The sequence below is a fragment of the Sinorhizobium kostiense genome (genome assembly GCF_017874595.1).
GTDB classification, from domain to species: Bacteria; Pseudomonadota; Alphaproteobacteria; order Rhizobiales; family Rhizobiaceae; genus Sinorhizobium; species Sinorhizobium kostiense.
Map to the genome: position 1 here is coordinate 188,632 of NZ_JAGILA010000002.1, position 20,409 is coordinate 209,040.

General features: G+C 62.3%; 21 protein-coding genes and 1 pseudogene. 14 read left to right on the forward strand and 8 right to left on the reverse strand.

Going from position 1 to position 20,409, the window contains the following annotated elements; translation table 11 throughout:
• The first annotated feature begins 228 nt into the window (after window positions 1-228).
• Together purM and purN are read left to right on the forward strand one after the other, a co-directional pair.
• Complete coding sequence (gene purM / locus J2Z31_RS07325; RefSeq protein WP_209601259.1) at window positions 229-1,299, forward strand: phosphoribosylformylglycinamidine cyclo-ligase; 1,071 nt, start codon at window positions 229-231, stop codon at window positions 1,297-1,299.
• A complete protein-coding gene (gene purN / locus J2Z31_RS07330) occupies window positions 1,296-1,961 on the forward strand; it encodes a phosphoribosylglycinamide formyltransferase (protein ID WP_209601260.1) in 666 nt (221 codons plus the stop codon). Before purM ends, purN begins: the two co-directional genes overlap by 4 nt.
• Before the next feature lie 55 nt (window positions 1,962-2,016).
• On the opposite strand, the gene J2Z31_RS07335 is transcribed toward purN, so the two are convergent.
• Together J2Z31_RS07335 and J2Z31_RS07340 are read right to left on the reverse strand one after the other, a co-directional pair.
• Window positions 2,017-2,613, reverse strand: coding sequence for an NUDIX domain-containing protein (locus J2Z31_RS07335; RefSeq protein WP_209601261.1), 597 nt, complete (start codon window positions 2,611-2,613; stop codon window positions 2,017-2,019).
• Window positions 2,614-2,671: 58 nt separating this feature from the next.
• Window positions 2,672-4,804, reverse strand: a complete 2,133-nt coding sequence (locus tag J2Z31_RS07340; protein WP_209601262.1) for a molybdopterin-containing oxidoreductase family protein — start codon at window positions 4,802-4,804, stop codon at window positions 2,672-2,674.
• A gap of 68 nt (window positions 4,805-4,872) precedes the next feature.
• Here J2Z31_RS07340 and J2Z31_RS07345 point away from each other — a divergent pair, with 68 nt between their 5' ends.
• The 4 genes from J2Z31_RS07345 (at window position 4,873) to J2Z31_RS07360 (ending at window position 7,624) form a co-directional block, all read left to right on the forward strand.
• Window positions 4,873-5,742: a 23S rRNA (adenine(2030)-N(6))-methyltransferase RlmJ gene (locus tag J2Z31_RS07345; RefSeq protein ID WP_209601263.1), complete on the forward strand. Its 870-nt coding sequence runs from the start codon at window positions 4,873-4,875 to the stop codon at window positions 5,740-5,742.
• Between the two features lie 148 nt (window positions 5,743-5,890).
• A complete protein-coding gene (locus J2Z31_RS07350; RefSeq protein WP_209601264.1) occupies window positions 5,891-6,334 on the forward strand; it encodes a hypothetical protein in 444 nt (147 codons plus the stop codon).
• The gene (locus J2Z31_RS07355; RefSeq protein WP_234939332.1) at window positions 6,331-7,017 is read left to right on the forward strand and encodes a ribonuclease T2 family protein; all 687 of its coding nucleotides are present in this window, start codon (window positions 6,331-6,333) and stop codon (window positions 7,015-7,017) included. Before J2Z31_RS07350 ends, J2Z31_RS07355 begins: the two co-directional genes overlap by 4 nt.
• Window positions 7,018-7,033: 16 nt before the next feature.
• A complete protein-coding gene (locus tag J2Z31_RS07360; RefSeq protein WP_209601266.1) occupies window positions 7,034-7,624 on the forward strand; it encodes a glutathione S-transferase in 591 nt (196 codons plus the stop codon).
• A gap of 47 nt (window positions 7,625-7,671) precedes the next feature.
• Here J2Z31_RS07360 and J2Z31_RS07365 read toward each other — a convergent pair whose 3' ends face one another.
• Complete coding sequence (locus J2Z31_RS07365) at window positions 7,672-8,307, reverse strand: outer membrane protein (protein WP_209601267.1); 636 nt, start codon at window positions 8,305-8,307, stop codon at window positions 7,672-7,674.
• 372 nt (window positions 8,308-8,679) lie between these two features.
• Between J2Z31_RS07365 and J2Z31_RS07370 the strand changes: the two genes are divergently transcribed.
• From J2Z31_RS07370 to J2Z31_RS07390, 5 genes are all read left to right on the forward strand, one after another.
• The gene (locus J2Z31_RS07370; RefSeq protein WP_209601268.1) at window positions 8,680-9,444 is read left to right on the forward strand and encodes an SDR family oxidoreductase; all 765 of its coding nucleotides are present in this window, start codon (window positions 8,680-8,682) and stop codon (window positions 9,442-9,444) included.
• Window positions 9,441-11,462, forward strand: a complete 2,022-nt coding sequence (gene uvrC, locus J2Z31_RS07375; RefSeq protein WP_209601269.1) for an excinuclease ABC subunit UvrC — start codon at window positions 9,441-9,443, stop codon at window positions 11,460-11,462. The genes J2Z31_RS07370 and uvrC overlap by 4 nt, the downstream gene beginning before the upstream one ends.
• A gap of 203 nt (window positions 11,463-11,665) precedes the next feature.
• Complete coding sequence (pgsA, locus tag J2Z31_RS07380) at window positions 11,666-12,274, forward strand: CDP-diacylglycerol--glycerol-3-phosphate 3-phosphatidyltransferase (RefSeq protein ID WP_209601270.1); 609 nt, start codon at window positions 11,666-11,668, stop codon at window positions 12,272-12,274.
• Window positions 12,271-12,531: a molybdopterin converting factor subunit 1 gene (moaD, locus tag J2Z31_RS07385; RefSeq protein WP_209601271.1), complete on the forward strand. Its 261-nt coding sequence runs from the start codon at window positions 12,271-12,273 to the stop codon at window positions 12,529-12,531. Before pgsA ends, moaD begins: the two co-directional genes overlap by 4 nt.
• A gap of 4 nt (window positions 12,532-12,535) precedes the next feature.
• Window positions 12,536-12,988 carry a molybdenum cofactor biosynthesis protein MoaE gene (locus J2Z31_RS07390; protein WP_209601272.1) on the forward strand — a complete coding sequence of 151 codons (453 nt, stop codon included), beginning with the start codon at window positions 12,536-12,538 and terminating at the stop codon, window positions 12,986-12,988.
• A gap of 88 nt (window positions 12,989-13,076) precedes the next feature.
• On the opposite strand, the gene J2Z31_RS07395 is transcribed toward J2Z31_RS07390, so the two are convergent.
• A complete protein-coding gene (locus tag J2Z31_RS07395; RefSeq protein ID WP_209601273.1) occupies window positions 13,077-13,973 on the reverse strand; it encodes a branched-chain amino acid ABC transporter permease in 897 nt (298 codons plus the stop codon).
• A gap of 141 nt (window positions 13,974-14,114) precedes the next feature.
• Between J2Z31_RS07395 and J2Z31_RS07400 the strand changes: the two genes are divergently transcribed.
• Both J2Z31_RS07400 and J2Z31_RS07405 read left to right on the forward strand, forming a co-directional pair.
• Window positions 14,115-14,675, forward strand: coding sequence for a CGNR zinc finger domain-containing protein (locus tag J2Z31_RS07400; protein WP_209601274.1), 561 nt, complete (start codon window positions 14,115-14,117; stop codon window positions 14,673-14,675).
• Entirely contained in the window at window positions 14,672-15,172 is a 501-nt protein-coding gene (locus tag J2Z31_RS07405) for a hypothetical protein (RefSeq protein WP_209601275.1), read from the forward strand. The genes J2Z31_RS07400 and J2Z31_RS07405 overlap by 4 nt, the downstream gene beginning before the upstream one ends.
• A gap of 81 nt (window positions 15,173-15,253) precedes the next feature.
• On the opposite strand, the gene ndk is transcribed toward J2Z31_RS07405, so the two are convergent.
• Together ndk and J2Z31_RS07415 are read right to left on the reverse strand one after the other, a co-directional pair.
• Window positions 15,254-15,676: a nucleoside-diphosphate kinase gene (gene ndk, locus J2Z31_RS07410; RefSeq protein ID WP_209601276.1), complete on the reverse strand. Its 423-nt coding sequence runs from the start codon at window positions 15,674-15,676 to the stop codon at window positions 15,254-15,256.
• 207 nt (window positions 15,677-15,883) lie between these two features.
• Complete coding sequence (locus tag J2Z31_RS07415; RefSeq protein ID WP_209601277.1) at window positions 15,884-16,573, reverse strand: glutathione S-transferase family protein; 690 nt, start codon at window positions 16,571-16,573, stop codon at window positions 15,884-15,886.
• Window positions 16,574-16,726: 153 nt separating this feature from the next.
• On the opposite strand from J2Z31_RS07415, the gene J2Z31_RS07420 reads away from it, so the two are divergent.
• Entirely contained in the window at window positions 16,727-17,239 is a 513-nt protein-coding gene (locus tag J2Z31_RS07420; protein ID WP_209601278.1) for a DinB family protein, read from the forward strand.
• Here the strand turns inward: J2Z31_RS07420 and J2Z31_RS07425 are convergent.
• Window positions 17,180-19,930, reverse strand: a pseudogene (locus J2Z31_RS07425) (AMP-binding protein). The gene J2Z31_RS07420 and the pseudogene J2Z31_RS07425 sit on opposite strands and share 60 nt — an antisense overlap.
• A 148-nt stretch (window positions 19,931-20,078) precedes the next feature.
• Window positions 20,079-20,360 carry a hypothetical protein gene (locus J2Z31_RS07430; protein ID WP_209602261.1) on the reverse strand — a complete coding sequence of 94 codons (282 nt, stop codon included), beginning with the start codon at window positions 20,358-20,360 and terminating at the stop codon, window positions 20,079-20,081.
• Window positions 20,361-20,409 lie beyond the last annotated feature (49 nt).

A 20,409-nucleotide genomic window follows, 5' to 3' on the forward strand; every position in this document is an offset into this window, starting at 1 on the left:
GGCGGACACGTTCGTGCCCCGGCGTTGAGGACGAGATAGGGGTCTGCGCGCCACAAGGTCAAGCCCGGCGCCTTTCCGAACTCGTCAATTCGCGTGCTTGGCTTTCAATCCGTTCCAGGCAGCGGCAAAAAGATGAAAAAACAGGCCGCTCCCAAGCATGCGCGCTTGCACTCCTCGGCTGAGCGTGCCAATCGCATCCGCAAATGCGACGACCCTTGGAGAACGAGCATGAGCCAGTCGGGAAAGAACGGCCTCACCTATAGCGATGCGGGTGTGGATATCGATGCCGGCAACCTGATGGTCGAAAAGATCAAGCCGCATGTGCGCTCGACCCGGCGGCCTGGCGCGGACGGCGAGATCGGCGGCTTCGGCGGGCTCTTCGATCTCAAGGCCGCAGGCTTCAGCGACCCGGTCCTGGTCGCGGCCAATGACGGGGTCGGCACCAAGCTCAAGATCGCCATTGATGCCGACAAGCACGACACCGTCGGCATCGACCTCGTCGCCATGTGCGTCAACGATCTTGTCGTACAGGGCGCGGAACCCTTGTTCTTCCTCGACTATTTCGCCACGGGCAAGCTCGATCCGGACCAGGGCACGGCGATCGTCGCCGGCATCGCCGCAGGCTGCCGCGAGGCGGGCTGCGCGCTGATCGGCGGAGAGACGGCAGAGATGCCGGGCATGTATTCCGGCGGCGATTACGATCTTGCCGGCTTCGCCGTCGGTGCCGCCGAGCGGGGCCAACTCCTGCCGGCCGGCGACATCGCCGAGGGCGACGTAATCCTCGGGCTTGCCTCTTCCGGCGTGCATTCGAACGGCTATTCGCTGGTGCGCAAGATCGTCTCGCTCTCCGGCCTCGCCTGGGATGCGCCCGCTCCCTTCGGCGATGGCACACTTGCCGATCTCTTGATGACGCCCACGCGCATCTATGTGAAGCCGCTCCTGAAGGCGATCCGCGACACCGGCGCTATCAAGGCGCTCGCCCACATCACCGGCGGCGGTTTTCCGGAAAACATCCCGCGCGTGCTGCCGAACCATCTTGCCGCCGAGATCGATCTTAACGCCATCAAGCCGCCCCCGGTCTTCTCCTGGCTCGCCAAGACCGGCGGCGTCGCGGCAAACGAGATGTTGCGCACCTTCAATTGCGGCGTCGGCATGATCGCCGTCGTTCCGGCAGCGGAGGCCCTGAGAGTAGCAGAGGTGCTTTCCGGTGAAGGCGAAACCGTCTTCACGCTCGGCCGCATGGTCGCGCGTGTCGAAGGTGCAACCGGCGCGATCTACAAGGGCAGTCTCGCTCTATGAGCTTGACCGGTGGCGAAAAGAAGAAGGTCGCCGTCTTCATCTCCGGGAGCGGCTCGAACATGCTGTCGCTGGCGAAGGCCGCGGCCGAACCCGAATTCCCGGCGGAAATCGTCGCCGTCATATCAGACAAGGCGGAGGCGGGCGGCCTTGCCCGGGCGGCCGCAATCGGCATTCCGACCTTTGCCTTCGTCCGAAAGGATTTCGCCAGCAAGGAGGCACACGAGGCGGCGATCCTTGCCGAACTCGACCGTCTCCAGCCGGATGTCATTTGCCTTGCCGGTTACATGCGGCTTCTCTCCGCGGCCTTCATCCAGCGCCACGAGGGCAGGATCCTGAACATCCATCCCTCGCTCCTGCCGCTCTTCCCCGGACTACACACGCACCAGCGTGCGATTGACGCCGGCATGAAGATTGCCGGCTGCACGGTTCATTTCGTGACCGAGGGCATGGACGATGGTCCGATCATCGCCCAGGCCGCCGTTCCGATCCTCGCCGGGGACACCCCGGAAACCCTTGCCTCGCGCGTTCTGACCGTCGAGCACAGGATCTATCGGCTCGCCCTCAGGCTGGTTGCCGAGGGCAAGGTGGAGATGAAGAGCGGCTGCGCCGTTAGCCATGCCGTCAGCGAAGCAACGGGCGCGCTGATATCTCCCGCCGTTTAATGTAAGTGGTGGGGCGTCATACCCCCTCTGCCCGGCGGAGTGTTGAACACGGCGTTCATTCCGACAGGGTAGCGCGGTTCAGCATCGCCCATTGCAGCAGCATGATGGTCTTGGCATCGCAGATCTCGCCGCTGCCGATCATCGCGACCGCCTCGTCGAAGGGTATTTCCAACACCTCGATGTCTTCGCCTTCATGCGAAAGTCCGCCGCCGGCCGCGACCTTCTTGGAAGTATCGATGCGACCAAGGAAGAAGCTCGTTCGCTCCGTTATGGAGCCGGGGCTCATATAGGCGTCGAAGAGATGCATGGCGCTTTCGATGTGGTAGCCGGTTTCCTCCATGGCCTCGCGGCAGATCGCCACTTCCGGCGCCTCGCCGTCGAGAAGGCCCGCCGGCGTCTCGATGAGAAAGGCGGGCTCGCCCTGCATGAAGACGGGAATGCGCAGTTGCCGCACGAGCACGACGAGCTGCCGCTCGGGATCGAAGAGCAGGATGGTAGCGGCGCGGCCATGGTCGTGCACCTCGCGGACGAGCCGCGCCGTGCTCCCATCGGACATCTGCTGTTCGAGCGTGATCTGCTCGAGATTGATGAAGCCGTTCCAGAGGGTTTGGCGTTCGATGATGCGAACGCGGGAATCGGAATGTTCCTTCATAAGCAGTCCTATGCAAAAATTTTCCAGATACTGGAGGAATGGCCGCGATGCGCCTCAGTCAGGCGCGGCGTATCCAGATCCGATTGTCGTGAAAGGCCGCGCCGCCATAAGGTGCGACCGGATCCGCGCCTGTCAGCACATTGATCCCCTCTCCGTCGAGATGGGCTCCGTTCGGCCACAGGCCCTCGGCGATGGCGACGCCGCGGCGGGCGCCACCGCCGATCCTGGCGTGCAGGCGGATCTCCCCGCGGTCGTTGCCGAGACAGACGACATCGCCATCGGCGATGCCGAGTTCGGCCGCATCCTCCGCATGGATCATGACCTCCGGCCGTCCCTCCTTGGCGACTGATGACGGCGTTTCCGAGAATGTCGAGTTGAGGAAGGAGCGTGCCGGCGAGGTCGCGAGCCGAAAGGGGTGTCGCTCGTCGGCGACTTCGATCAGTTCGACGTGGTCAGGGAATTGCGGCAGCTCGGCATGCGGTCCCTGTGGGCCCATCGATTTCGGCGGCCGGTTCGGCGCGGGCGTGCCGGTCCAGTCCGCCTTGAAGCGGAACTTGCCGTCCGGATGCCCGAAACCATTCAGAAAATGCGCCTCCTCGAAGCCCGGCTGGCAATCGAGCCATTTCCTCGCTTTCATCTCTTCATAGCCGACGCCGTAATTGGCCAGCAGGCGGTCGATGTGCTCACGCTCGGTCAGGCCGAAGCCGGGCCGGTCGGCAACGCCGAGCCGCTTTGCCAGTTCCTCTATCACAAAGAGATTGGTGCGTACGGTTGGCGGCGGCGCGACGATCTTCGGGCCGATCAGGATGTGCTGGTGTCCGCCGCCGCGATAGAGATCGTCATGTTCCAGAAACATCGTCGCCGGCAGGACGATATCCGCCATTTGCGCCGTGTCGGTCATGAACTGTTCGTGCACCGCGACAAACAGGTCGTCGCGCAGGAAACCACGTTTCACCAGCCGCTGCTCGGGGGCGACGTTCACTGGATTGGTGTTCTGGATCAGAAGCGCCGTCACCGGACCACGATGGCGCAACGCAACGGCGTCGCCCGTCAAGACACGGCCGATCTGCGACTGATCGAGCATACGAACCTCCGGGTCGTGCAGCGCCGTGCCGACGAGTTCGCGCTTGTCCAACTTGAAGATGTCGTTGTTCGAATGGAAGGCGCCGCCGCCCTCGTATTTCCACGAGCCCAGCACGGTCGCGACCGACGCCGCCGCATGGATGGCGACCGAGCCGTTGCGCTGACGGGTGAAGCCGTAGCCGAGACGGAAATAGGTCTTCGGCGTCGTTCCGACGAGCTTGGCGAAGGCTTCGATCTCGGTGACCGACAGGCCGGTGATCGCCGACGCCCAGTCGGGGCCGCGCGTCCTGAGGTGCTCTTCGAGGCCGGCGGGATCGTCGGCGAATTTCGCCATGTAGTCGCGGTCGGCACGGCCGTCGCGGAAGGCGATGTGCATGACGGCGCAGGCGAGCGCGGCGTCGGTTCCGGGTTTCAGCACCAGGCCCATGTCGGCCTGTTTCATCGTCGGATTGTCGTAGATGTCGATGACGACGATCTTGGCGCCGCGCTCCTTGCGCGCCCTGACGGCGTGGGTCATCACATTGACCTGCGTCGCCACGGCATTGGTGCCCCAGATCACCACGCAATCGGATTTGGCCATCTCGCGCGGGTCGGGACCGCGCAAGGCGCCGGTCGCCATGGTGAAGCCGGTCCAGGCCATGTTCGTGCAGATCGAGCCAAAGAAGCCGGAATAGCGCTTGGCGTGGCGCAGCCGCTCGATGGAATCGCGCTGAACCTGTCCCATCGTGCCGGCATAGAAATAGGGCCAAATTGCTTCCGCGCCGTGCCTCTGCTCGGCCTTGACGAATTGATCGGCGATCTCGTCGAGCGCTGCCTCCCAGGAGATTTCCTGCCACTTGCCTTCGCCCTTGGCGCCGACGCGGCGCTGCGGCACCATGAGCCGGGAGGGATGATAAACGCGCTCAGTGTAGCGAGCGACCTTGGCGCAGATGACGCCGGCCGTATAGCTATTGTCGGCCGCGCCGCGCAGTCGCCCGATCAGCCCCTCCGCGGTCAGATCGACGTCCAGCGCGCAAGCCGAGGGACAGTCATGCGGACACACCGAATGGCCAACGGATTTTTCTGGCTTTATGGGGGTCGCAACGTTCATGGCTTTTCTATATGGCATGCGATCGGGCACTCAAAGCCCCATTCGCCATCCATCGAAACATTTGATCACAGCCATCGGCGGCTCTTATGAACTATCGGCACATCTATCATGCGGGCAATTTCGCCGATGTCCTGAAGCACGCGGTGCTCGCGCGGCTTGTCACTCATCTCAAGCAGAAGGACAAGGCCTTCCGCGTGCTCGACACTCACGCCGGCATCGGGCTCTACGATCTTTCGAGCGAAGAGGCGCAAAAGACAGGCGAGTGGCGCGACGGCATCGGGCGACTGATCGATGTCGAACTCCCCGCCCCCGTCGCAGCTGTTCTGGAGCCCTATCGCTCCGTGGTGCGCGAGCTTAATCCGGACGGCGGCCTCACCCATTACCCCGGTTCGCCGAAGCTCGTGCGCCTGCTCTTTCGTCCGCAGGACAGGCTTTCGGCCATGGAGTTGCATCCGGAAGACTTCGAAACGCTGCACCGGCTGTTCGAAGGCGATTTCCAGAGCCGGATCACGCGGCTCGACGGCTGGCTGGCGCTTGGCGCCCACCTGCCGCCGAAGGAAAAGCGTGGCCTCGTCCTCGTCGACCCGCCCTTCGAGGTCGAAGGCGAATACGAGCGGCTGGTCGATGGGCTCGCAAAAGCCCATCGCCGCTTTGCCGGCGGCATCTACTGCCTATGGTACCCACTCAAGAAGGGGGCGCCGATCAAGGCGTTTCACGAAGCCTTGCGAGCACTGGATATCCCGAAAATGCTCGCAGCCGAGCTTTCCGTCCGCAGCGACCGCGACATCACGGGGCTCGCCGGATCGGGTCTCGTCATCGTCAACCCGCCCTACACGCTCAAGGGCGAACTCGACATCCTGCTGCCTTTCCTGAAGGAGAAATTGCGGCAGGATCGGTTCGCGTCGGCACGCTGCTTCTGGCTGCGCGGGGAAGCGCCTCTCAACCGAGGGACTTGACGGAGCCAAGCTGCTGGCTTCAATCTCCCTACTGCATGTCTCCCTAATCGACTGATTCAAGGAAAAAGACATGCAGCGATTCAAAGGGTTACAGCGACCTTTGCGCGTCTGATACACGCGGCGCTGTATGTGATCCAGGGAGGTAGCCATGACTTGCAAGCTTGCCGCAATGCTTCTCACCTCGCTTTCCCTCGCCGCCGGTGCGGTCAGCGATGCCGCGGCTGCTGACTTTGCCGAAGCAGCAGTCGTCAAGCCGACCTACGATATCGGCGCTTGCGGCAATCCATCAGTGCTCGGCTTCATTACCCGGCGCTTCGATTATAAGGCAGCGAACTATCTGCACGCGAATATCGCTATCGCCGAGATCCGCGACATAGGCCTCTCCCGCTATGAACCGCGCGACTACACCCATCTGGTGGAGCGCGAATATTGTTACGGGAGCGCCGTCACCACAGACGGCGTACGGCGTCCGCTCTGGTATCTGATCGAGCGGCCCTGGGGCTTTGCCGGCGTCGGCGCCAGCGTCGAATTCTGCATTGGCGGGCTCGATCCCTGGTATGTCTACGGCGCCCATTGCGCATCTCTGCGTTGATCAAGGCGAGCAGGCTGTTTCCGGCGATCGTCTGCCTGCTGGCGATTGCCGGTTGCGGCGGCGAAGACAGCGGCAAGGCAGGGTCGTCCGCGGGGGTTTTGCCAGCAATTCCTGTCGGCGAGGGCTTTGACTTCTACGTGTTGTCCCTCTCCTGGTCTCCGACTTGGTGCAAGGCCAACGACCCGAAGGGAAAGACGGATCAATGCGGACCCGGGCATGGCCTTGTCGTTCACGGCCTGTGGCCGCAATTCGAAAGCGGCTATCCGGAGAATTGCCCAAGCCGGTCGCCGAGGCGCGTCCCCGAGACGCTCGGGCGTCAATATCTCGATCTCATTCCATCCATGGGCCTGATCGGCCATCAATGGCGCAAGCATGGCACCTGCTCCGGGCTCGACCAGGCCGAGTACTTCACCGTCACGCGAGCAGCACGCGAAAGGCTTACGATCCCGCCGGAACTCGCATCCACCGTCGGATCGCGCGACATCTCTGTCGCGGCGCTCGAGGCGGCCGTGGCGGCGAAAAATCCGGGGATGACGCCAAAGATGATCGCCGTTACCTGCGATGGGCGGCTTCTCGAAGAAATCAGGATCTGCTTTGACAAGGAACTGAAATTCAGGGCCTGTCCGGAGGTGGATGGCCGCGCCTGCAGAAGAAGCGCGGTCGTTCTGCCTGCTGCCCCGTGAAACAGGAAGTCGCCATATGAAAATCCTATATTCCCCCGCCTCACCCTATTCGAACAAGGTCCGCATGGCGGCCCATCACCTGGGCCTCGCCGCGGAAAGCGTTTTGACGGACACCAACGCCAATCCGCCGGAACTCATCTCGAACAATCCGCTCGGCAAGATTCCAACCTTGATCACCGCAGATAGTAAGGCGATCTACGACAGCCGCGCGATCATGCACTTCATCGACCGCGAAACCAAGGGCAAGCTCTACCCAAAGAAGCCCGCGAAGCGCACCGACGTCGAAGTGCTGGAAGCGCTTTGCGACGGCATTTGCGACAGCCTGCTCGCCATCGTTTACGAGAAGCGTTCCCATCCGCCGGAAAAGGTGCACCAGCCGTGGATCGAGCGGCAATGGGAAAAGGTGGAGCGCGGCCTCGATTATCTTGAGGCCAACCCGCCGAAGTCGGGCGGCAAGCTGAATGCCGGCCACTTCGCGCTGGCTGCAATGCTGCGCTACATCGAATTGCGCTTCAGCGGCGAATGGCAAAAAGGCAGGCCCAAGCTCGAGAAATGGCCCGCCAAGTTCGAGAAGCACTTCCCCGACTACTCGAAGTTCAAGGCATAGAAAAAGGCCGGGTCGCCCCGGCCTTCTTTAAACCCCGTTCGTCGGGTTCAGAATTTCACGCCCATACCGACACGAACGCTGTGCTCGTCATAGCCAGAGGAGATGTTGCTGCCACCGACGTTGAAGTCGCCGGAGCCGTAGTCCGTGTAACGGTATTCGGCGCGGGCGGTGATGTTGTCGGTGACGAAGGTTTCCGCACCGGCGCCGGCGGTCCAGCCGACCATCGTGTCCTTATCGGAACCGGCCGGGGTGGAAAGCTTGGACCGACCGACGGCCACGCCGGCCGTACCGTAGACGAGGACCGGGTTCACATCGACGCCGACGCGACCGCGGAGGGAGCCGTTGACGCCCTGCTCGACGCGGCGATCGCCGCGGTGCGAATCATTGCCGGCGTAGTTGATGTCGGCTTCACCGCCGTAAACCATCTGACCGTCCTGGACGTTGTAACCACCGTAAAGACCGCCGCCGAAGCCGGCCGAGGTATTGCCGCCGGTCGCATCGGCTTCGCCGTGATGCCAGTTTGCCGTGCCGCCGACATAGGCACCCGACCAGTTCTTCACGGCCGGCTCGGTGTATTCGGCAGCCGGAGCAGCCGGAACCTCTTCGATCGCGTCAGCGGCATGGGCAGCCTGGAAGGCAACGAGAGCAACGGCCGAAGCCATGAGGGTGGTGAGCGTACGCATACTATTCTCCTTTTCGAACCGGTGCCCCGAAGCAAGCTGGATGTTGCACCGTACCGGAACACCGGACATCTGTTGTTTAACCCGCCCGGTTGGCCGAAAATTGGACAGCAAATACGGATTCTCAAGAGCCAAAATATGAAATTTCCGTGGCGCCAGCGCGGCGGAAATTTGGTGTTGTTTTCAGACAACACGGTATTTGTTAACCATGATTCATGTTTAACGAAAACTATACTCTAATGGAGAAAAATAAATCAATTTAGCCTGGTCATGTTAATTTTTCCGCAATGAATGGTTCGGGGCGTTTTTCAGCCCAGGGTTTCTGGCCTATATCTTGGCTCTGTTGGAACAGGATTCGTGAGACGGGACGGCACATTGAAAAGGGTATTGAAGGCGGCGCTGATCACAGGCGGCGCCCGACGAATAGGCAGGGCGATCGTTGAGGATCTGGCCGCGAACGGCTTTGCCGTTGCCATCCACGCGAACGTATCCATCGCCGAGGCAGAAGCGCTGGCAACAAGCCTCCAGGCGGACGGGGTCAAGGCAGTTGCGCTGCAGGCGGACCTGACGGAAGTCGACGCAGCGACCAGTCTAGTCGCCGCGGCCGCGGCCCGGATCGGCCCCCTCGATCTTCTCGTCAACAATGCTTCCGTGTTCAACAAGGACGGGCTCGATCAGTTCGACGATGAGATCTGGGAGCGGCACTTCGCATTGCACGTGAAGGCCCCTTCGCTGCTCGCCCGCGATTTCGCCCGCCAGCGTCCGGCCGATGTGTCCGGGCTCGTCGTCAACGTAATCGACCAGCGGGTCTGGTCTCCAAATCCGCGCTTTTATTCCTATATGCTGTCCAAGTCGGCGCTCTGGACGGCAACACGGACGATGGCGCAGGCGCTTGCCCCGGGAATTCGCGTCAATGGCATCGGTCCCGGCCCGACACTGCCGAACGATCGGCAGAACCGGGAGGATTTCGACGCTCAGGTCAATGCGCTGATCCTCAAGCGCGGCCCGGCGCTCGACGAATTCGGACGCGCGATCCGCTTCCTTTTCGAGACGCCTTCGGTTACCGGACAGATGATCGCGCTCGATGGCGGGCAGCACCTCGCCTGGGAAACGCCGGATATTCGGGAGATAGTGGAATGAACGGGCGGCCGACGGATGGCGGCATCCTTTACGACGGCAGCGAGAGCGACGACGAGGACGAGCTCGTCGAAGTGAGCGAAAGCGAACGGCCGGCGCCGGCGATCGAGTGGGCGGAAGGCCAATCGGAAACGGAAGGCCTCAAAGGGGCCGAGCTGATCCAGGCCTTCGTCAAGCTCCTGCCGAACGGACCCGGCGTCTATCGCATGCTCAACGAGACCGGCGACGTGCTCTATGTCGGCAAGGCCCGCAGCCTGAAAAAGCGGGTAAGCAACTACGCTCAGGGGCGTGGGCACTCGAACCGCATCGCACGGATGGTCCGTGAGACCGCAAACATGGAATTCGTCACGACGCGGACGGAGATCGAGGCGTTGCTGCTCGAAGCGAACCTCATCAAGCGCCTGCGTCCCCGCTTCAACGTGCTCTTGCGCGACGACAAGTCCTTTCCCTACATCGTCGTCACCGGCGACACCCGCGCGCCTGCGCTCTACAAGCATCGCGGTGCTCGCAGTCGCAAGGGCGATTATTTCGGCCCCTTCGCCTCCGCCGGCGCTGTCGGGCGCACGATCAATTCGCTTCAGCGCGCCTTCCTGCTCAGGACCTGTACCGACAGCGTCTTCGAAACGCGCACGCGGCCCTGCCTGCTTTATCAGATCAAGCGGTGTTCGGCGCCCTGCACGGGCGAGATCAGCGATGAGGACTACACGGAGCTCGTTCGCGAGGCGAAGGATTTCCTCTCGGGCAAGAGCCATGCGGTGAAGCAGACGATCGCCGCCGCCATGGCCGACGCGGCGGACAATCTCGACTTCGAGCGTGCGGCGCTCTACCGCGACCGACTGGCGGCGCTCAGCCATGTCCAGAGTCACCAGGGAATCAACCCGGCCGGGGTGGAGGAGGCGGACGTGTTCGCCATACACCACGAGGGCGGGATTTCCTGCATCCAGGTTTTCTTTTTTCGCACCGGGCAGAACTGGGGCAACCGCGCCTATTTCCCCAAGGCGGATCCGGCTTTGCCGGCGAATGAGGTGCTCAGCGCTTTTCTCGCGCAATTCTACGACGATAAGCCCTGTCCGCGGCAAATTCTGCTCTGCGAGCCGGTCTCGGAACAGGAGCTGCTCGCCCAGGCGCTCACCGAAAAATCCGGCTACAAGGTATCGATCCTCGTGCCACAGCGCGGAGAGAAGAAGGACCTCGTCGACCACGCGCTCGCCAATGCCCGCGAAGCGCATGGCCGGAAGCTCGCCGAGACCGCGTCACAGGCCCGGCTGCTCGAGGGCTTCGCCGAAACCTTCAAGCTGCCCTACGTGCCCCGCCGCATCGAGGTGTACGACAACTCGCACATTATGGGCACAAACGCCGTTGGCGGCATGATAGTCGCCGGTCCCGACGGATTCGTCAAAGGCCAATACCGCAAGTTCAACATAAGGTCCGTGGATATCAACCCCGGCGACGATTTCGGCATGATGCGCGAGGTCATGACGCGGCGCTTCTCGCGCCTTCTCAAAGAGGAAGGTAAGCCGGACCGAACGAAGGAAGCGCATGAGGAGGCAGGCTTTCCGGCCTGGCCGGACGTCATACTGATCGATGGCGGCCAGGGGCAGATGACGGCGGTTCGTGCGATTTTGAAAGATCTCGAGATCGAAGACTGCGTTGTGGCGATCGGTGTCGCCAAGGGCGTGGATCGGGACGCCGGCCGCGAGCGATTCTTTGCGCGAGGCCGGGAAAGCTTCACGCTCCCGCCCCGCGACCCGGTGCTTTATTTCGTCCAGAGGCTTCGCGACGAGGCACATCGCTTTGCCATCGGCTCGCACCGGGCGCGGCGCAAGAAGGAAATGGTCAAGAATCCCCTCGACGAGATCGCCGGCATCGGCCCGACGCGCAAGCGGGCGCTTCTTACTCATTTCGGCACCGCCAAGGCGGTGTCCCGGGCCGGCATCAACGATCTGATGGCGGTGAACGGCATTTCCGCATCCGTGGCCCGGCTTGTTTACGAGCACTTTCACGAAGATGCCACCAAATGAGTGGCCCGGTGGCGCAATTCAGCCTGCATTCAGCCGAAATCCGGGAAATATGACAGAGGTCATCGAATGACCTGTTGACCTTGTGGTCGCAAAGTCATTCTGTACACCTGAAAACCAGGGAACGGGAAAACCAGTCAAGCCTCTCCCGCCGCCCGAAACCAGAACAGCCAGCGCCGACAACCCTAGCTCGCGGGAAAATGGGGATGTCCAGAGAAACCGAGTCCATGCGAACGCCCATTGCCTATAGCATCCCTAATCTGCTGACCTATTTCCGCATCCTGGTCGTGCCGCTGATCGTGCTTTGCTTCTTCGTCGAGGGGCGGCTGCATAGCTCCGATTTCGCGCGTTGGACGGCGCTGGTGCTCTTCATCACCGCTTCGATCACCGATTTCTTCGACGGCTATCTCGCTCGTATCTGGAATCAGACGTCGAATATCGGCCGCATGCTCGATCCGATCGCCGACAAGCTGCTGGTCGCCTCGATCCTCCTGCTCGTCGCCGCGGACCAGACGATTGCCGGCTGGTCTATCTGGGCCGCGATCGTCATTCTCTGCCGCGAGATCCTCGTCTCGGGCCTGCGTGAATATCTCGCTGCGCTCAAGGTCAGCGTCCCGGTAACGCGGATCGCCAAATGGAAGACGACAATCCAGATGGTGGCGATCGCCTTCCTGCTTGCCGGCCCCGCCGGCGACAAGATCGTGCCCTACACGACGGAAGCGGGTATCCTGCTGCTTTGGGTCGCGGCGGCAATCACGCTCTATACCGGCTATGATTATTTCCGCGCCGGGCTGAAACATGTGGTCGACGAATGAGCACGGTCAACCTCGTCTATTTTTCCTGGGTGCGCGAACGCATCGGCAAGGGTGAGGAGACGCTGGAGCTACCGGCAGACGTCGTCACGATTGCCGATCTACTGGCGCATCTGAAGTCGCTGGGGGAAGAATACGAGGCGGCGTTCGAACACGAGCGCGTCATCCGCGCGGCGATCAACCAGGAACATGTCGAGCACGGCGAGCCGATCGCCGGCGCCCGCGAGATCGCCTTTTTCCCGCCTATGACGGGCGGCTGAAACGATGACCGCCACGGTGCGCGTCCAGCGCGAGGATTTCGATCTTGCGGCCGAGGTAGCCGCACTCTGCCGCGGCCGAACGGATATCGGCGCGGTGGTCACATTTTCCGGGCTTTGCCGCGATGAAGCGGGCGCGCTCGCCGCTCTCGAACTGGAACACTACCCTGGCATGGCGGAGACCGAGATCAGCCGCATCTGCCGCGAGGCGGTGGCCCGCTTCGGCCTGCAGGCGGCGACCGCGATCCACCGCTTCGGCCGCATCGCACCCGGCGAGAACATCGTCCTGGTGATTGCCGCCGCCCCGCATCGGCAGGCGGCCTTCGACGGCGCGAACTTCATCATGGATTTCCTGAAGACCTCGGCTCCCTTCTGGAAGAAGGAGCATCGCGCCGACGGCAGCGCCGGCGAATGGGTGAGCGCCAAGGATGCCGACGATGCGGCGCGCCAGCAGTGGTAGCGCTGGAGATGCAGTATTCCTCGATGTCCCCTTTGTGACGGAGATGCCCAGCGGGACAGAGGGGCATCCACACAGCTGCAGAAGCTCGCTACGGGATGACCTTCTCCCGGCGCGTCACGACCAAAACGATGACGAGAAAACCGAAGATCGCTAAATCGCGCCAGAGGATCGGGCCGTAGGCGCTCCAAAGGGTTTCCAGGAATCCGATGCCCGCCGCACCGAGGGCGGCGAGCAGCGGCGACGCTTGGCCGCCAATTGCCGCGATGAACAGGACCTTGACGCCGAAGCTCAGACCCATGCCGAAATCCATGTTGCCGTAATAGGAAGCGGCAAGGATTCCGCAGACAGCCGCAACCAGCGATGCCACACCATAGGCGGCGATATAGACGGTCGTCGGATCGACGCCGCAAAGCGACGCGGCCTCGCGGTCCTCCGCAACGGCACGCCAATAACGTCCGACATAGGTTTGGGTGAGCAGCCAATGACCACCGGCAACAAGACCGGCGAACAGCCCCGTGTTTATGAGCTGAATGACGGTCAGGGTGACCGGAAAGCCTGGGTTCGGCCAGAACACGATAACATCATTCAGGAAGGGCGGCAGCCAAAGGCTCCTCGTCTCGGAGGCGAGGCGCGCCGCCTCCATGAGCACGATGAGACTGCCCAGCGAAGCAACGACAACGGCATTGGCGGATGAAAATGCAAGCGGCCGCATGACATAGCGGCCCGCGACAAGACCCGCGCCAAGCCCGAATGTCAGCGCCGCGAGTGCTCCGATCGCAAGAGCGGCCGGGAGCACGAGCCACAGACTGTTCCAGCCGAAATCCACGAAGAGCACGAAGATCTGCCCCGCAAAGGCAAAGAGCGCGCCGTAGGTCAGATCGGCCCTCCGCGTCACGGCGAATGCGATGGCATAGCCAAAGGCGAGCGCCGCATAAAGTGCAGCCACGGGTACGGCACTGGCGATCTGCTGAAGAAAATAGGCCATGGCACATCCAAATCTATCGGGAGACGCAGCGCCGAAGCGCAGAAAGCGCCGCGATCGCGTCCCCGCGGCCGCAATCTTCCCCTCACTCGTGACAGAACAAATATAACTGGTAAACTGCATTTTACTAGTTAGGTTGTGGATATGAGCTTTCTCTGGACCGCACATAGATTCGCCGGCGGCGCTCTGGCGCTGGATGTCGCCAATTCGGTCGTCCTGCGTTTTGACCCGGGGCGGCGGATCGATCGCTTCGCCGATGCCGCGGCGATGGATACCTTTGCGGCTGCCGCAAACCTTTACGGCGCCGAAAGGGAGCGCTTCGGTCCGCTCCTTCCGGCACCGCCCGAGAACCACAAGTCTTTGCTGGCGCTACGGGAGGCCATCGACCGGCATTTTCGCAAGCAAGTGCAGGATGATGCCCGACCGGACCTGCTCGCCGATCTCTTGGAGACGATCGCCGCAGTTCTGCGCCGGACGAAAAATGATCACGACCATGTTGCCTTGGACGTCGCTACGGCGCATTCGGCGCTCAGCCTCGTCACCAATCCGGAGCCTGATCGCCTGAAGATTTGCCCGAATTGCGAATGGCTGTTTTTCGACCGCAGTCGCAACAGGAGCCGAACCTGGTGCGATATGGCGGTCTGCGGCAACCGCACGAAGGCCAAACGTCACTACCGCCGCAACAAGGAGGGAGTCCAGCCGTGAAGAGGATCATGTTATGCGCAGCACTTGCGGCGGCACTGACCGGTTGCCAGCGCGAGACCGGGCCGGATCCTTTAAAGCTCACCGGCAAGATGTTCGTGTTCAACTACCGGCTGGCCTATGCCACCTACACGATCACGCTCAACAAGTCGGAACCGGTGCCGGACGGCAGCGTCGTCGTGACGACATTCGAAAACCCGGCGGGCGGAGAACCGCTGACACTCACGCGCAAGCTCTTCCCGAAACTCGACAAAGTGGTGCTGGAGAGCCCCGACATCACCTGCGTCAAGAAGGGAAGGCCCTATGCCGTGACGATCGAAGTGAAGGGACCGGACGGTGAAACGTTGCAGAGACTGGAGACGACGGTGACCTCGAACGTCGATCAGAGCGTCATGCCGGCAAGGCCGTTGGTCGTGGGCCCGGCCTATGACAAGAACCCGGAAGTCTTCAGAAACGGTCTGGCGCCGACGAATTTCGATGCGGCCGCCTGTCCGACATAAGAACGGGGCGTCTCCGCCCCGGTTTCCAAAGAGTCGCTTCAACCCCTTGCGGCCTGAAGCGACGAGTATGAGTCTACCGGCTTAGCCGACGACCTCGGTGCCGGCGAACCAGTAGGCGATTTCTTCGGCAGCGGTTTCAGGGCCGTCGGAACCGTGAACCGAGTTTTCACCAATCGAAAGAGCGAAGACCTTGCGGATCGTGCCTTCCTCGGCATTTGCCGGGTTGGTTGCGCCCATGATTTCGCGGTTTTTGGCAATCGCGTTCTCGCCTTCGAGAACCTGGACAACCGTCGGGCCGGAGGACATGAACTCGACCAGTTCGCCGAAGAACGGACGTTCCTTGTGAACGGCGTAGAAGCCCTCAGCCTCGCGGCGGCTCATCCAGACGCGCTTCGAAGCAACGACGCGCAGGCCAGCGTCCTCAAGCATTTTGGTGATGGCGCCAGTCAGATTGCGCTTCGTCGCATCCGGCTTGATCATCGAAAAGGTACGTTCAATCGCCATTGGTTCAAATCCCTCGTTTCTTGAGAAAGTGGCGGTTCCCTTAGCCGCCAATGCCGCGCAAAACAAGGGGGCGCGGCGATGATTCGCCGCTGCCTGCCGGGCCGTGCGCCTCACGAGACGCGCAAAGCTAGCTGTAGCACTTTGAATTGCCGCACGTCCTGGTCCTTGAAGCCGGGGCGATTTGAGGAAACATGCAGCAGGAAGGTTTCACGCCGCTCTCACGGAGCGGCCAAGCCCTTCGTGAAGGTCGAGGCAGCGCTCGAACCAATCTGAAACCACGTCTCCGGCGGCAAGCAGGCGATGGCGCGAGACGATCCTCGCCCATTGAAGCGCGCCGAAGACGATGTAATCGGCGAAGAGTGGACCAACGCCGCCGAGAAAAGGCTGAAACTTCAGCATATGACGCAGCGGCTCAAGCTTCGCCGAGAAGCTCTCGAGATCCGCCTGCCCCGCCTCTGCGACCGCCTCGAGGGTCTTCCCGAAGCGCTCTTCGCGGCTTTGCCGGAAATAGGCCTGGTCGGCCGGCTCGAGCCGGTCATGAATGTCCATGATTGCAATGCGCCCGATCGCCGGGTGCAGCGTCATCTGCGACCAACCCTCGACGAAACGCGCGGCCGCCGTGCCGCCTTCGCCGCCGAACAACGTCGGCCGCTCGGGGTAGGCCTCTTCGAGATAAAGGGCGATGTTGAAGCTGTCGCTGACGAGCGTCTCGCCGTCACGCAGCAGCGGCACGATCTTCGTTGTCCCCTGCTCCAGTGAGGGGATCTCGGTGAAGCCGACGGGCGCCACTTCGAATTCGAGGCCCTTGTGGGCGAGCGCAAGCTTGGTCTTCCACACGTGCGGCGAAAAGGGACGCGTGCGATCGGCGCCAGAGAGCGCATAGAGTTTGCGGGTCATACCACCTCCAGATGAGTGAGTGCGGGGGGCATAAGACGGCAGCCCGGCCGAAGGATCAAATCAGTTAATTTCATGAATGCCATTCCACACGGGAATGCGGAACCGCTGTAATACCAATTCCACAACCTGGTTCCAAACAGAAGGACGAAGCCGATGCTGGACCATTACCGGATGTTCGCCGACTATAATCGCTGGGCGAATCGCCTGGTCTATGCCGCCGCCGCGGAGCTTTCCGATGCGGAATACCGGCAAGACAAGGGTGCCTTCTTCGGTTCTTTGCACAGGACGCTCAACCACATCCTTACCGCGGATCGAATATGGATGAAGCGGTTCACTCAGGAAGGCGAGGCCCCGACGCGGCTCGATGCGGTCCTCCACGATGAACTCGCCGGCCTGGCAGCGGCACGTGCGGCTGAGGACGAGCGCATCATCGCCTGGATCGACGGCCTAGACGAAGCGCGCCTCGCCGCTCATTTCACCTACACGCCGCTCACCAGGCCAGAGAAGATCGAACAGAGACTGGGGCCGACGCTTTCGCATTTCTTCAACCACCAGACGCACCATCGCGGGCAGGCGCACGCCGTCCTGACCGCGCTCGGGCGACCGTCACTGACGCTGGACCTGGTCTTCTTTCTGCGGACCGAGGGCGAGAAGTGGGCCGCTTGAGACGAGCCGCATTGATCGACCGAGGTTTACGGACAGAAATATGCAGCAGGGCGACGTCCTCAGCGACCTTTACGCGTCTGAGAGGACGCGCGGCGCTGTGGGCCCGCCCGCGGAGACCAGCGGATACATGCCGCGCCGGACGCCCACAAGCCACCTGAAGAGATGCCTCTGGCCCGACCACACCGCAAGGCCGAGCAGCACGCCCCCGACGATCGAGCAAAGGGAAAAGGCGGTGGGAGAAAGGATCGGCTGTGCAGGCGTCAGCAGGAGTTCCGGCACGAAACGATGCAGGATGTAGATATGGAAGCCTGCCGCAGAGAGCGGCAGCGTCAGCTGCACAGCCCATCGCGGCAGGCGGATTCGCGGCATGAACAACAGCGCCGCAAGGACGAAAATCTGCATCACGAATTTGATCGTCGTGCCGATCCACACCGCCTCGTAAAATCCGAAGTAGAGGAAGATCGCCGCCCCCGCGAGCATCAAGGCGGAGCGTTGCCGCCATGTCTCTGCAAGCGCAGCGCACCAGCCGATGACCGCGAGATAGAGGTTCCACGGCAGGGTGAAGATCTGGCGATTGCCGATATCCCAGAGCAGGGGCAGCGCAAACCGGGCGGCAAGCGCCGCCGCAAGCAAGGTCATGCCGGTCGCGAACGGTCGGCTGGCGGCGGAACGCCTGACGGCGGGCACGGCGAATAGAGCTGCGAAAACCAGCAGCATCTGGCAATAGGCTTCAACGAACCAGTAGAGATAGGGCACCATGCTGTGGCGCCCCGGATCGGCAAAGCCGAAATTGCCGACGAGAAAGACTGAGGCCCAGGGCACTTGTCCCCAGGCGACGGCGTAAGCGGCGACGATCAGGTAATAGGGAACGAGAATCTGGGCCAGCGGTCGCAATAGGCGCCCGAGCGACCCCGAGAGCAGCGCACCGCTCTGGAAGCGTGCAAGACCGAACCCGGCAAGAATGACCATGGCCGCCGCGCCGCCGGGGATCGGCCACAGCGTTTCGTGATGGAGCACGACCAGCGAGATCGCCAGCGCGCGGATTACGAGATCGATGCCGACCTGCGGGCGTTTGCTCTCACGGTGATCCATGGCCGCCAAGACACTGACCGGCATCCTTTCCCATGTCTCCGGTACTATCCCGAGAATCTTTTCGAGACCAAGAGAAAGCTGCACGAAGCGGAGCGAGTCGCCGCCAAGTGACAGGAAGCTGTCGTCCGGCCGCACTCTGGCCGGATAGAAGATCTGCTCGAAGAGCGTTTGAACGCCCTCCTGCCCGGGGGGGCCGGTATCCTTTCGGCCCATCCTCTCGCGCAGCGCCTGGTAGTCGATCTTGCCCGATGCCAGCCGGGGCAGCGCGTCGATGCGGCTGGCCCTGATTTGCAGCAAGGTCAGGCCGCTGGCGGCAACGAGAAGCCGGCGGACCTCCCCCGCATCACGTTTGCCCATGTAATAGGCATGAATTTCGGCATCGTTGCCGACAACGGCTGCGACAATGCCGAGACGCTCGAGAGCGGCTTCGAGGCTGTCGTGCCCGATGCGAAGCCCGGCGATCTTGGATATTCGCTTGGTCCGCCCGACGATGCGGAAAAACCCGTTCACGTCCCTTACGGCCAGATCGCCGGTCCGCAGCTCGTCAAGTTCGGCGCCACGCGCCAGGTCGTCCCGCGATTGGGCATAGCCCATCATTACGTTTGGACCGCGATAGACGAGCTCTCCCGGCTGATCCACACCGGAGATGAGCCGACCGTCTTCATCCTCGATGGTCAGCCTGCCGCCCGGGATCGCGACTCCGATCCCGTCCTCCCTGCCCTCGAGGCGATCAGGCGGCATAAAGGCGATGCGGGCGGTGGCCTCCGTCTGACCATACATCACGAAAAGGCTGGCACCGTGCGCGCTGAGATGTTGGTGGTAGAGGCGAACAGTTTCCGGCGCCAAGCGCCCGCCGGCGACGGTCATGAAGCGCAGGCACGGAAAGCTGCGCTTGCGAAAGCCCACCTTCTCCAGCAGTTCGTAGGAATAGGGAACCCCCGAAAGATTGGTGCTGCCGCTTTCGGCAAGGAGTTCGAGGAAACCCTCGTCGAGAATGGAACGGCCCGGGAGAAAGACGCTCGCACCGACCGCGAGGTGAGCGTTCAGCACTGAAAGGCCATAGGAATAATGAAGCGGCAGGATAAGGCAGGCCCGATCCTCGGCGGTAAGGCCGAGATATTCGGCGATCGCCCGCGCATTGGACTGAATATTTGCCGCGGACAGGCGCACGCTCTTGCCGTGGCCGGTACTTCCGGAGGTCGAAAGCAGCACGGCGAGGTCAGGATGGGGCGCAATGTCGCTGCCCTCGAGCCTTTCGGCGCGCCAACGTCCGTCGAAAAGGCGGTAGCGATATTCCGGCTTGAAAATGCCGCAAGCCGCTTCGGCGCCGCATCTCCCGTGCAGAGCGACCGCGTGACCGGCCTCGAGTGCCGCCAGATAACCGATCACCGCATGTTCGGAGAGATCGGCTTCGAGCATCACAAGTCCACGCCTGCCGCGCCACAGCGAGGCCTGACGGGCAACCCGCTCTGCCAGCTCCCGATAGCGGACGGTTCGGCCGTCGGCCAGCACGAGCGCCGGCCTCTCGCCATGGGCTGCCAGATTCGCAACGCCAAACGGCAAGTTCGAAGAATTGCCAGCCCCCAAGATCGCCTCCATTTCAGCGAGGCGGCATATTATTGCTGACCATAATCGTCAAGTATAAATCGAACTCAGTGCTCGACTGCTGCGACAGTGAGGTCTTCGCGCATCAAAAGCCCGGCTTCGGTGAGCGAAGCCGGGCTGCTTGGGAGGCTATGCGGTTGAATTAGCGGCTGATGCCCGGATAGTATTCGCCTTCGCCGCCGCGGATCACCTTCGGCTGCGCGGTATAGCCCGAAACCGAGCCGGTAGCGGTGCGATCGACCGAGCCGCCGGCGTCATGGCGAACACCAGCGCGGGCCTTCGGAGCACGCTCGGTGAACAACGGCTTGTCGCTTATCCCTTGATAGTAGCTGCCACCGGCAAAAGCGGCGGATGCGCCACCAAGAACGGCAGTGGCGACAAGGGCGGCGGCAAGAGCGGTGTGGATGGCAGTTCTCATGATCATCACTCCAGATCGGTCGTTCACTTGAACGAAGGTTTTCATCACGACCACC